Consider the following 11,736-nt stretch of genomic DNA (forward strand, 5'->3'; position numbering starts at 1 on the left):
ATGCGTCAGCCGGTCGCCACCATGCGCTCGACGGCGCGCGCGGCGCGGACGCGGATCTCCTCGGGCACGTGGACCTCGTAGCGCATCTGCCGCAGCGCCTCGAGCGTGTCTTCGAGCGTGATCTGACTCATGTGCGGGCAGCGCACGCTGCAGAGCCGCAGCATTTCCTTGTCCGGGTTGGCGGCGGCGACGTTGTCGCCCATCGCGCACTCGGTCAAGAGGAGATAGCGCCGCGCCTGCGACCGCTCGACGTATTTGACCAGGGCCGTGGTGCTGCCCGAGAAATCCGACGCCGCCACCACCTCCGGACTGCACTCGGGATGCGCGAGCACGATCGTGTCGGGGAACTGCCGCCGGACGCTCTCGATGTCCCCGACCGTGAACTTCTCGTGCACTTCGCAGCGGCCGCCCCAGCCGACGAGCGCCCTCTGCCCGTTCGGACCGGTCGCGCCGGCGTCACCGGCGTCGCCGCCCGGGCGCGCGATGATGACGCGCCGGCCGGTCTCGCGGGCCACGTTGCGGGCGAGGTATTCATCGGGCAGGAAGATCACGGTGTCGCCCGCGAGCGAGTTGACGACCTCGACGGCGTTGCTCGACGTGCAGCATACGTCGACCTCGGCCTTGACGTCGGCGTAGGTGTTGACGTAGGCGACGATCGGGACGCCGGGGAACCGCTCCCGAAGCGCCCGCACGTCGGCCGCGGTGATGCTCGCGGCCAGCGAGCAGCCGGCGCGCTCCGACGGGATGAGCACGACCTTGCCCGGATTGAGAATCTTTGCCGTCTCCGCCATGAACCGGACGCCGCAGAACACGATGACGGACTTGTCGGTCCGCGCGGCGCGCCGGGACAGTTCCAGCGAGTCGCCGGTGAAGTCGGCGATCGAATAGTACAGCGCCGGCTCCATATAATTGTGGCCGAGGATCACGGCGTTCCGCTCGGCCTTGAGCCGGTTGATCTCTTCGGCGAGGTTCGCCTTGTAGCGGAGCTCGGGATCCGGCACCACGTCGTGGAGCCGATCCTTCAACCGTTCGTACAGCGCGGCGGCCGACATGCGCGTCCCTACCTTTGCGGCGTCTTCCCCGGCACGGGGGGACCGGCGAGTTCGAGGCTGATGTCCAGGGCCTTGACCGAGTGCGTGAGCGCGCCGACCGAGATGTAGTCTACCCCGGTCCGGGCGATCTCCGCGGCGGTCTCAAGGCGGACACCGCCGGACGCTTCGAGCGGCACCCGGCCGGCGGCGATCCGGACCGCGTCCCCCATCTCCGCCGGGCTCATGTTGTCCAGCAAGATCCGGTCGGGTACCAGGTCCAGTGCTTCCCGCAGTTCCGCGAGCGTCCGGACCTCGACTTCGATCAACACGCGCCGGCCGGCCCCGCCTTGCGATCCGGCGCCGTCCGGATCACCCGCGCGGTCGACGGCGGCCGTGAGGGCGGCCCGCACCCGGCGCACCGCCGCGGCGATCCCGCCCGCAACCGCGATGTGGTTCTCCTTGATGAGCGCCATGTCGAAGAGCCCGAGCCGGTGGTTGGTCCCGCCCCCCAGCCGGACCGCGAGCCGGTCCAGCCGGCGCAGCCCGGGGGCGGTCTTTCGCGTATCGAGAATGACAGCGCGCGTGCCTTCCACCGCGCGCACGAACGCCCGGGTCGTTGTGGCGATCCCCGAGAGCCGCTGCAGAAAATTCAGCGCGACGCGCTCGCCGCTGAGCAGCGCCCGCACCGGGCCCGCGACCGTGCCGATCACCGACCCGGCCTCGACCGCCTCACCGTCGGCGGCCGCCGGCCGGACCACGACACGGGGATCGAGCGCCGCGAACGTCGCGGCCACGACCTCCCACCCGGCGACCACGCCGGCCGCCTTGGCCAGAAACTGCCCGCGGGAAACGGCGTCGGCGGGGACGATCGAGTCGGTCGTGACGTCCCCGGCCCCGAGATCCTCATCGAGCGCACGGCGCACGATCGCCTCGATCTCCTGCGCGTCGGGTCCGGTCTGCACGATTTGAGGCGTCATCATAGCGGCAAACGTCATTGTAACGCAGATTATTGCGCCCGGCGGACCTCGAGGAAGGTGCTCTGGTAGGTGGCCCCGTCACCGACGTCGGTGTAGCGACCGGAGCAGAGCAGGTTGACCGTGCCGCGGCGCGCTTCGCCGCTCGGGCGCTGGCCGGGCACAAGCACGACGCCGGCCGGGACCTCGTCGCTCACCCGCAGGGTGAGACCTACCGTGCCGCGATCGTTGTGCAGATCGACCGCATCGCCGTCTCGCAGCTCCCGGCGCGCCGCCTCCGACGGGTGGAGGACCGCGACCGGCGGACCCTGCCGGAGGCGAAGCCCCGGGTTGCCGGAAAACGCCGTATGGCTCTGGTAGTAGCCGGGGGCGGTGAGGAGGCGCAGCGGCCACCGGGCCGCGTCCGCCGCCTCACCGGGGTCGGGCCGCCAGTCCGGCATCGGCGGGAGGCCCCGCGCGGCGAGCGCGGCCGAGTAGAATTCGAGCCTGCCCGACGGCGTGGCAAACCGCTGGCCGCCGGCGGCCGGGGCGATCTTGATCGGTCCGGCCCGGCGAACCGTGCCGGGATCGACCGCGGCGGCGGGCCCGGCCGCGTCGCTCCACAGCGCGCGGAGCAGTTCGTCGGTCGCCATCGAAAAGACCGCGTCGTTCACCTCGAGCCGGCGGGCAAGTTCTTGGGCCAGCCGGCGGTTCGGCCACGCCTGGCCGACCGGCTCGACGGCCTGGGGGCCAAACTGCATGTAGTAGGCTCCGTAGGCCCGGTAGAAATCCTCGCTCTCGAGGAACGTCGCCGCCGGCAGCACGATATCGGCGTACCGCGCGGTGTCGGAGAGAAACGGCGCGTGCACCACCGTGAACAGGTCGTCGCGGGCGAGACCCCGGCGCACCGCCCCGGCGTCGGGGCACGTCACGGCGGGGTTGTTGCCCGCCACGAACAGCGCGCGGATCGGCGGATGATCGAGATGCAGCAAAGCCTCGCCGAGCCGCGAGTGATTGACGGTCCGCGTCGACGCGGGGCCGGAGGGACGGCGGATCGCGCCCATCGTGAACCCGAAGCCCGGGGCCGTGCTCAGCAGGGCGCCGCCGCCCCGCCTGGCATAGGCGCCGGTCACCCCCGGCAGGAGCGCGACCGCCCGGATGGCCTGCCCGCCCTGGGCGCTGCGCGACATCCCCCACCCGAGGCGGATGAACGGCGAGCGGGCGCGGCCGTAGGCGTGCGCCAGGCGCTCCACGTCGGCGGCGGCGATCCCGGTGATCGCCTCGGTCAGGGCCGGCGAGAAGCGCGGCAGGACGTCGCGCTCGACCCGGTCGAACCCCGCGGTTTCGCGCGCGAGGTAGGCACGGTCGCACAACCCGTCGCGGACGAGCACGTGCATCACGCCGAGCGCGAGCGCGGCGTCGGTGCCGATCCGCGGCGCGAGGTGCCAGTCGGCCTGGGCCGCGGTGCGGCTCCGGCGGGGATCGATCACGACGAGCGTCGCGCCGCCGCGGCGGGCCTGCTCGACTTTGGCCCAGAAATGGACGTTCGTCGTCACCAGGTCGGCGCTCCACGCGATCACGAGGTCGGAGTGCACGACCATCTCGGGATCGGCGCCGCCCACCGCGCCGAGGGTCGCCTCCCACGCCGCGTCCGAGCAGCTGTCACAGACCGTCCCGGCGATGAGGCGTGTCGTGCCGAGCGCGTGGAAGAGCCCGAGCAGCAGCCCACGATTGAACAATCCCTGGTGGGCGCTGTAGCAGTACCCGAGGATGCCGAGTGGGCCGTCCGCCTCGATGATCGCGCGCCAGCGCGCGACGATCTCGTCGAGCGCGGCCTCCCACGGCACCGGCTCGAACGAGCCGCCGCCCTTGGAACCGGTCCGCCGGAGCGGCTGTGTGAGCCGCTCCGGCGAGTGGACGAGTTCGTGTTCGCGGGACACCTTGGCGCAGGCGAACCCGGCCGTGAACGGCTGCGCGGGGTCCCCCCCGACGCGCGTAATACGGCCGTCTTCGACGTGCACGAGCAGCGAGCACATGTCGGGGCAGTCGTGCGCGCACACCGTGCGGACCACTGTCTTCACGGGGCGGTTCCCCCTCGCGGACGGGCCGGTGTCTGCGCCCATAGTAGCAATTCTCGGCGCGCTACCGCAGCAGCCCGCGTGCCAGCAGATTGATGGACGCGAGAGACACGATTCCGAGCACGATCCGGCCGAACAGCACGGGGTCCAGCCGGTGCTGCAGCGCCATCCCCGACCACGTGCCGATCGCCATGGGGATGCAGCCGGCGAGCGCCAGCAGCAGCACCCGGCCGGCATACAGCCCGAGGTGCGCGTAGCTCGCCACCTGCACGATATTGCCCACAAAGAACATCATCGTGATCCAGAACACGAAGTCGCGCCCCGTCATGCGCAGCAGATGGAGGTAGCTGGCCAGCAGCGGTCCGAGGATGCCGGTCGCGCCGCCCAGCACTCCGGCGGCGAGGCCGACCAAGGGCGCCGCGCGGCGACCCGCCGCTTCGGGCACCCGGGCGGTGAGCCGGAACATCGCCGCGATCACGTAGCCGAGCGCCACAGCGCCCACGAGCACGGACAACCGTCGCGAATCCAGCGCCGTGATCGCCGCCGCGCCGGCCAGCGTTCCGACCGCCACGCCCGTGATCGCGAGGATGAGATGCGTGCTGGCGCGGCTCGCGGACCCACGGCTCACCATGATCAAATTGCTGAGGAGGGTCGGCACGGCGATCACCGGCACGGCGGCCCGCGGCCCGATGATGGCCGACAGCAGGGGGACTCCCAGGAGGGGAAAACCGAACCCGATCGCGCCCTTGATCGCGGCGGCGCCGGCGATCACGACCGCCACCAGCGCGAGATGCGGCGCGTCGACCGTCACGCCCCCGTGAGCCGCCGCAGCGTGTCCTCGAACCCGGGAAACGACGCCCGGATGCAGTCGGTGTCGTCCACGGTGACCGGGCCGTCGGCGCGCAGCCCGGCGACCGCGAGCGCCATCGCCATCCGGTGATCGCCGCCGCTCGCGGCGCGGCCGCCGCGGAGGCGCGGCACGCCGCGGATCGCGAGCCCGTCGGGCTGCGCCTCGACCCGCGCGCCGAGCGCCCCCAACCCGCGGGCGAGCGCGGCGATCCGGTCGGACTCTTTGACGCGCAGCTCGGCGGCGTCCTTGATCACCGTCTCGCCGTCGGCCACACTCGCCGCCACGGCCAGAACGGGGAGTTCGTCGATCAGGCGGGGGATCAGGTCGCCGGCGATCGTCGTGCCGTGGAGCGGGGCGGCGCGGACGGTCACGTCGCCGGCCGGCTCGCCGCCGTCGTCCCGGAGATTGTCGACGGCCACCTGCGCGCCCATCGCGCGCAGGACGTCGAGCACGCCGGTGCGCGACGGGTTGAGGCCGACGCCTTCCACGGTGAGGACAGACCCGGAGACGATCGCGGCGGCCACCAGGAAAAACGCCGCCGACGAGATGTCGCCCGGGACCCGCACCGGCGTCGCGGACAGCACGGCGGGACCCCGCAGCCGCACCGTCCGTCCATCGGACGCCACCGGCACGCCGAAGGCCGCCAGCATCCGCTCGGTGTGGTCGCGGCTGCGGGAGGGCTCCGTCACGGCCGTCTCGCCGTCCGCGAAGAGGCCGGCCAGCAGGATCGCGGACTTCACCTGCGCGCTCGCCACGGGCGTGGCGTGCGTCGTCGCGCGCAGCACCGCGCCCTCGATGGCGAGCGGGGCGAGCCGGCCGCCGGCGCGGCCGCGGATCCGTGCGCCCATACGGCGGAGCGGCTCGGCCACCCGGTCCATCGGGCGGCGCCGGATGCTCGCATCCCCGGTGATGACGCTGTGAAACGGCTGGCCGGCCAGAATGCCGGTGAGCAGACGGATGGTCGTGCCGGAGTTGCCCACGTCGAGCACGTCGTCGGGCTCCCGCAGCGGCCCGCCGCGGACGACGACGCCGGCGCCGTCGTCGTCGATCTCGATGCCGAGCGCGCGGACGCAGTGCACGGTGGCCAGGCAGTCGTCGGCGCGGAGAAACCCGTCCACGCGGGTGGCGCCGCGCGCGAGCGCGCCGAGGAGCACGGCGCGGTGGGAAATGGACTTGTCGCCCGGAACGCGGACCGTGCCGGAGAGCGCGCGGCCCGGCGCAACCACGATGGCCATCAGACCCCGGGGTTGGTTACATCGTGGCCGGCCGCTGAGTCCGCCGGCGTCAGGTCCGGGCGGAGCCGCTCCGCGCCGCGGAGGTAGACGTGACGGACTTCGTCGGCGGTCTTCGTCGTGTTCACGAACATCAACGCGCGCACGCAGCGGGGCAGCGCCCCGGGCACGGGGATCTCCTGGGAGCACATGAGCGGCACCTGCGTCCAGCCGAGCGTGCACCGCGCGGCCTCCGCCGGAAAGGCCGCGTCAAGATCCGGCGTGACGGTGAAGATGACCCCCGCGATGTCGTCGGCGTCGACCTCGTTCCGGGTCACCATCTCTCTGAGCATGGCCGTCGTCGCCTCGAAGATCGCGCGCTCGGTGTTCGCGTCGACGGTGGTCGCGCCCCGGATCCCGCGAAACCGCATGATGGCTCCTGTCGCTGCGCCGTGTGGGCCGCGCGTTCCTTCGACGGCCCGGTGAGGCCTCCTGTGCCCGACGCCTACCTGGCCCGGCGCCGCGCGCCGGCGCGCGACGCGCGCGCGGCGACCCGCTTCGATCCCCGCGCACGGGCGCCGTCCACCCGCGGCGCGGGGCGGACATCGGCCGCGGCCGGGACGGCCTGTGCGGCGCGGACGGCCAGTGCCGCCGCCGCGCGCAGCCCGAGACGATAACTCTCCACGCCGAAGCCCGCGATCTGTCCGGCCGCGGCGGCGGCGATGACCGAGCGGTCGCGGAACGGCTCGCGCGCGTGGATGTTCGTCACGTGCACTTCCACGACCGGAATGCCGATCGCCGCGATCGTGTCCCGCAGCGCGACGCTCGTGTGGGCGAGGCCGCCGGGGTTGAACACGACGGCCGCGTAGCGCGCCGGCGCCGTCTGCAGGCGGTCGATCAACGTGCCTTCGTGATTGCTCTGGGCGGTCTCGATCTCCATGTCGAGATCCCGCGCGAGCACACGCAGCTCGCGGTCGACGTCCTCGAGCGTGGACGAACCGTAGAGGTGAGGCTCGCGGCGCCCGAGCAGGTTCAGGTTCGGACCGTGCAGGACCAGGACCCTAAGCATCGGCGAGCACCTCCTCGAGCAGTACGGGCGGCACGTCGTCGTGGACGGCCGTCCGGCCGAGCGACACGGGCAGGACGAACCGCAGCCGGCCCGCCCGGGCTTTTTTGTCGTGGGTCATCGCCCCGAGGATCGCCGACACACCGCGCGGCCGCGCCGCGCGAAACCCGGCGAGACGGACGGGCAGCCCGGCCCGTTCAAGCAGGGCCGTCTGCCGTTCGAGGAGCCCGGCGTCGCAGACGCCGAGGCGTACGGCGAGGCGCGCCTCCAGCGTCATCCCCACCGCGATCGCTTCGCCGTGCGTGAGGCCGCGGTAGCCGGCCGCCGCCTCGATCCCGTGCCCGATCGTGTGGCCGTAGTTGAGGACGATGCGCCCGCCTGCCTCACGCTCATCCGACGCCACGACGCGGGCCTTGTACGCCGCGCAGCGCTCGATCGTGGACACGAGCGCGCCCGGCCGGCGTGCCAGGACGTCCCGGACGTTGCCTTCGAGGAACTCGAAGAGCTCGGGCGCGCCGATCACCGCGGTCTTGATGACCTCGGCCATGCCCGAGCGAAACTGGCGGCGCGGCAGCGAGGCCAGCGTGTCGATGTCCGCGACGACAAGGGCCGGTTGGTGGACCGCGCCGATCAGGTTCTTGCCCCGCGGATGGTCGACCGCGGTCTTGCCGCCGATCGCGGCGTCGACCTGTGCCAGCAGCGTCGTCGGAAGCCCGACCCAGCGGATCCCGCGGAGGAACGTCGCCGCGACGAACCCGCCGAGGTCTCCGGCCACGCCCCCCCCGAGCGCCAGCAGCGTCGCGTCGCGGTCGAGCTGCGCGTCGACCAGGGCGTCGTACACGCGGGCGGCGACGCGCAGGCTCTTGCTGGTCTCCGACGGCGGCACCTTCACCGTCACCACGTCGCGGCCGGAGGCGCGCAGCGCCTCGGCGAGCGGACGTCCGTACCGCGCGTCGAGCCGTGGATGGGTGAGCAGGACGAGCCGTCCGGCGACGCCCGCGCCGCGCAAATGCCCGTCGAGCCGGGGATACACGGCCCGGCCGATCCGCACGTCGTAGCCGCGGTCGCCGAGATCCACGCGCACGACCCGGTCGCCCATGAACGTCAGCACCATGTCGGCGACCTCCTCGGCGGACGCGCCGGAAGTGTCGATGACGAGATCGGCGTCACGATACGCGGCGCCGCGCTCCGCCAGAAGACGCCGGACGGCGGCTTCGGGATCCGCGCCCAGGAGGGGCCGGTCGCCGGCCGCACCGACGCGGGCGAGAATCGCCCGCGGCGACGCCGTGAGCGCGACGATCACGCCGCGCCGCCTGAGGTGCCGCATGTTCTGCGCGCGCAACGGGACGCCGCCGCCGGTGGCGATGACGGCGCCGCCCATGGCCCCCGCCTCCGCCACCGCGGCGGCCTCGAGGCCGCGAAACGCCGCCTCGCCCTCGTCCGCGAAGATGCGGGCGATCGTCCGGCCGCATCGGGCCTCAATCATCGCGTCCGTGTCGACGAAGCGACGGCCGAGCCGCGAGGCGAGACAGCGCGCGACCGCGGTCTTCCCGGTACCCATGAACCCGATCAACACGATGTTGGGCGGCAGGCCCGAACTGGCGTTCGATGTGCCGGTGCCGGCGCGGGGCGGCGCGGCCGGCCGCGCCGCCCCCGGCGCACCGCCGCCACGCGCGTCATCCGAACCGTCCCGCAGCCCGGATACCTCCGACGCCACCGCCCAACCCCCCGCCGGCACCCCGACCCTCACACGCCACCCGGCCCGCGCTCAACCCAACGCCGGTGCGCATCGTACGCGACGCGCATCTGGTCGAGGCTGTCGCCGCCGAACTTCTCGAGCATCGCGTCGGCAACCACAAGCGCCGCCATCGCCTCACCGATCACCCCGGCGGCAGGCACCGCCGTCACGTCGCTGCGTACCACGGCGGCATCGACACGCTCTTTCGTCGCAATATCGACCGACGCCAGCGGGCTCCGCAGAGTGCTGAGCGGCTTCATCGCTACGCGAACGACGAGCGGCTCACCCGTCGACATGCCGCCCTCGGTCCCGCCCGACTGATTCGTCCGCCGGAAGAATCCGCGCCCGGCCTCGAAGAAGATCTCATCGTGCGCCGCGGAGCCGGGCAGCCGCGCTTCGAGGAAGCCCCGGCCGATCTCGACGCCCTTCATCGCGTTGATCGACACCATCGCCTGCGCGAGACGTCCGTCGAGACGGCGGTCCCAGTGCACGTACGTGCCGAGCCCGACCGGCAGACCGAGTACGACGACCTCGAACACGCCGCCGAGCGTGTCGCCGCGCGCCTTCGCGTCGTCGACCGCGGCAATCATGCGCTGTTCGGCCTCCGGATCGGCGCAGCGAAGCGCGGACGCCTCCGCGATCGCCGGAATCTCCTCCAGGCGGTCGGGCCGCCGCGCGGCCTCGATGCCGCCGAGCTCGACGACGTGACTGAACAACGTGATGCCGAATTCGCCGAGCAGCAGCCGCGCCACAGCACCGGCGGCCACCCGGGCGACCGTCTCACGCGCGCTCGACCGCTCCAGGACGCGGCGCACGTCGTCGAAGTGGTACTTGAGCGCGCCGGCGAGGTCCGCGTGCCCCGGCCGGGGCCGCGTGAGCGGCGGCTCGTCCCGCCGCCAATCCTTGTTGCCGATGACCAGGCCCACCGGCGCCCCGATCGTCGTGCCGTGCATCACGCCGCTGTAGATCTCGGCGCGATCCTGCTCGATCTGCATGCGGCCGCCGCGGCCGTACCCCCGCTGGCGCCGCGCCAGCTGGGCGTTGATCGCGTCCTCGGACACCGGGACGCCGGCCGGCATTCCCTCGACGACGACGAGCAGCCCGCGGCCGTGCGATTCTCCGGCGGTCAGAAACCGCAGCATGGGGGCTACCGTCCCCCCACCCGCGCGGCCGGGGCGTCGCCGAGCAGACCCACCGCGCGCCGCATCACATCCACGGGCGCCGCCCGGCCGGTCCAGATCTCGAAGGCGCGCGCCCCCTGATACACCAGCATCGGCAGTCCCTCGAGCGTCCGGCAGCCGCGCGCCCGAGCCGCCCGCAGCAGCGCCGTGTCGCGAGGGTCGTAGACCATGTCCATCACGAAGAGGTTCGGGTGGAGCGCGTCGGACGTCACCGGCAGCTGGCCCCGCTGCGCCCCGGAGCCCACGGTCGTGGCCTGCACGAGGACGGTTGCCTCGCGCACCCGCCCCGCGATCGCCGCCCCGTCGAGCGGCACGGCGTCCACCGTGCGCCCGGGGAACGCCCGCCGCATGTCGGCGGCGAGGGCCGCGGCACGGTCCCAGTTCCGGTTGGCGATCACCACCGACGCCGCGGCCGCGACGAGCGCGAACGCGGCCGCGCGGGCAGCTCCGCCCGCGCCGATCACGACGGCGAGAGCGCCGTCGACGGTGAGGCCGGCGTCGAGCCGCAGCGCGTCGAGCAACCCGCCGCCGTCGGTGTTGTATCCAATCAGCCGTTCGCCGTCGACCCGGATCGTGTTGACGGCGCCGATCGCCCGCGCCTCGTCCGTGGCGTCGTCGAGATACGCCAGCGCGGCTTCCTTGTGCGGGACGGTGACGTTGGCGCCGGCCGCGCCGAAGGCCGCGAGCCCCCGCAGCGCATCCCCGAGACGGGCGCGGCTCGCGGGAAACGCCAGGTAACACCAGTTCAGGCCGGCCGCGGTGAACGCCGCGTTGTGCATGCGCGGGGAAAGACTGCCACGAACCGCGTCACCAATGACCCCGACCAGTCGCGTCCCCGCGTCGATTTCCGTACGACCCCTCCCGGTCCGCGCCAGGATTATAGGCCCCCATTATAGGCAACATCGGCTGAACGGCACAAGCCTCCGCCCGGCCGCCGAGGGGACGGACCGCGGCCCGCGCAAGGGGCGTCCCGACCGCCGCCGAATGAGTCCGCCGGGCGGCACGGACGTGTTCGGGGACGCGCCGGAGACCTATCCGGGAGGGCCGGGATGCGGTATGAGGGACAGGAGTATTACGAGGTCGCGGTCGCCGGTCTCCGCCGGCGCCTCCCGATCGTGCCGATCAGCGAGTCCCTCTGGATCGCCGCGTTCGTCCTCTGGGGCGACGTCGAGCTGACCAACGCGTGCGCCCGGGCGCTGACGGACCGGCTGCGGCCGTTGTCGTTTGACTGCCTCGTCTCCGTCGAAGCCAAGGCGCTCCCGCTGGCCCACATGGTGGCGACATATCTGTCGGACGAATCGGCCGGGCGGTACTTTCCCTACGCCGTCTGTCGGAAGAGCGTCAAGGGGTACATGAAAGAACCGCTGACGGTCCAGGTGAAGTCGATTACGACGGCCGCGGCGCAGACGCTCGTCCTCGACGGCGGCGACGCGCGCCGCGTGCGGGGCAAGCGGGTCGCCGTCGTCGACGATGTCGTCAGCACCGGCGGCAGCCTGCGCGCCGTCGACGAGCTGCTCGAGCGGGCGAACGCCGAGGTCGTCGCGCGCGCGACCGTCCTCCTCGAAGAAGGCGGGTATTCGGACCCGGGCTTGATTTTCCTCGGCACGCTGCCGATCTTCACGAAATAG

At 72.8% G+C, this 11,736-nt stretch carries 11 protein-coding genes; 1 reads left to right on the plus strand and 10 read right to left on the minus strand.

Annotation, left to right across the window (positions count from 1 at the left end):
- Positions 1-5: 5 nt before the first annotated feature.
- From nadA to aroE, 10 genes are all read right to left on the minus strand, one after another.
- Positions 6-1,052 carry a quinolinate synthase NadA gene (gene nadA, locus VGZ23_16395; protein HEV2359172.1) on the minus strand — a complete coding sequence of 349 codons (1,047 nt, stop codon included), beginning with the start codon at positions 1,050-1,052 and terminating at the stop codon, positions 6-8.
- Positions 1,053-1,060: 8 nt separating this feature from the next.
- Positions 1,061-2,011, minus strand: coding sequence for a carboxylating nicotinate-nucleotide diphosphorylase (gene nadC, locus VGZ23_16400; protein HEV2359173.1), 951 nt, complete (start codon positions 2,009-2,011; stop codon positions 1,061-1,063).
- Positions 2,012-2,037: 26 nt separating this feature from the next.
- Positions 2,038-4,065 (minus strand): molybdopterin-dependent oxidoreductase, encoded by a 2,028-nt coding sequence (locus VGZ23_16405; protein ID HEV2359174.1) that lies wholly within the window; start codon positions 4,063-4,065, stop codon positions 2,038-2,040.
- Positions 4,066-4,126: 61 nt separating this feature from the next.
- Complete coding sequence (locus VGZ23_16410; GenBank protein ID HEV2359175.1) at positions 4,127-4,873, minus strand: sulfite exporter TauE/SafE family protein; 747 nt, start codon at positions 4,871-4,873, stop codon at positions 4,127-4,129.
- A complete protein-coding gene (gene aroA / locus VGZ23_16415) occupies positions 4,870-6,147 on the minus strand; it encodes a 3-phosphoshikimate 1-carboxyvinyltransferase (protein ID HEV2359176.1) in 1,278 nt (425 codons plus the stop codon). The genes VGZ23_16410 and aroA overlap by 4 nt, the downstream gene beginning before the upstream one ends.
- On the minus strand, positions 6,147-6,554 hold the full coding sequence (aroH, locus tag VGZ23_16420; GenBank protein HEV2359177.1) for a chorismate mutase: 408 nt from the start codon (positions 6,552-6,554) through the stop codon (positions 6,147-6,149). The genes aroA and aroH overlap by 1 nt, the downstream gene beginning before the upstream one ends.
- 74 nt (positions 6,555-6,628) lie before the next feature.
- Entirely contained in the window at positions 6,629-7,192 is a 564-nt protein-coding gene (gene aroQ / locus VGZ23_16425) for a type II 3-dehydroquinate dehydratase (protein ID HEV2359178.1), read from the minus strand.
- On the minus strand, positions 7,185-8,906 hold the full coding sequence (aroB, locus tag VGZ23_16430) for a 3-dehydroquinate synthase (GenBank protein HEV2359179.1): 1,722 nt from the start codon (positions 8,904-8,906) through the stop codon (positions 7,185-7,187). The genes aroQ and aroB overlap by 8 nt, the downstream gene beginning before the upstream one ends.
- Before the next feature lie 29 nt (positions 8,907-8,935).
- A complete protein-coding gene (gene aroC / locus VGZ23_16435) occupies positions 8,936-10,069 on the minus strand; it encodes a chorismate synthase (GenBank protein HEV2359180.1) in 1,134 nt (377 codons plus the stop codon).
- 5 nt (positions 10,070-10,074) lie between these two features.
- Complete coding sequence (aroE, locus tag VGZ23_16440; GenBank protein HEV2359181.1) at positions 10,075-10,989, minus strand: shikimate dehydrogenase; 915 nt, start codon at positions 10,987-10,989, stop codon at positions 10,075-10,077.
- A gap of 168 nt (positions 10,990-11,157) precedes the next feature.
- On the opposite strand from aroE, the gene VGZ23_16445 reads away from it, so the two are divergent.
- Positions 11,158-11,736, plus strand: coding sequence for a phosphoribosyltransferase family protein (locus VGZ23_16445; protein HEV2359182.1), 579 nt, complete (start codon positions 11,158-11,160; stop codon positions 11,734-11,736).

This window comes from bacterium (assembly GCA_035945995.1).
GTDB lineage: Bacteria > Sysuimicrobiota > Sysuimicrobiia > Sysuimicrobiales > Segetimicrobiaceae > DASSJF01.

Bases quoted from the DNA above. Each gene is read 5' to 3' on its own strand.
- nadA (HEV2359172.1), bottom strand. From the start codon at position 1,052: ATGTCGGCCGCCGCGCTGTACGAACGGTTGAAGGATCGGCTCCACGAC.
- nadC (HEV2359173.1), bottom strand. From the start codon at position 2,011: ATGATGACGCCTCAAATCGTGCAGACCGGACCCGACGCGCAGGAGATC.
- aroA (HEV2359176.1), bottom strand. From the start codon at position 6,147: ATGGCCATCGTGGTTGCGCCGGGCCGCGCGCTCTCCGGCACGGTCCGC.
- aroH (HEV2359177.1), bottom strand. From the start codon at position 6,554: ATGCGGTTTCGCGGGATCCGGGGCGCGACCACCGTCGACGCGAACACC.
- aroQ (HEV2359178.1), bottom strand. From the start codon at position 7,192: ATGCTTAGGGTCCTGGTCCTGCACGGTCCGAACCTGAACCTGCTCGGG.
- aroC (HEV2359180.1), bottom strand. From the start codon at position 10,069: ATGCTGCGGTTTCTGACCGCCGGAGAATCGCACGGCCGCGGGCTGCTC.
- VGZ23_16445 (HEV2359182.1), top strand. From the start codon at position 11,158: ATGCGGTATGAGGGACAGGAGTATTACGAGGTCGCGGTCGCCGGTCTC.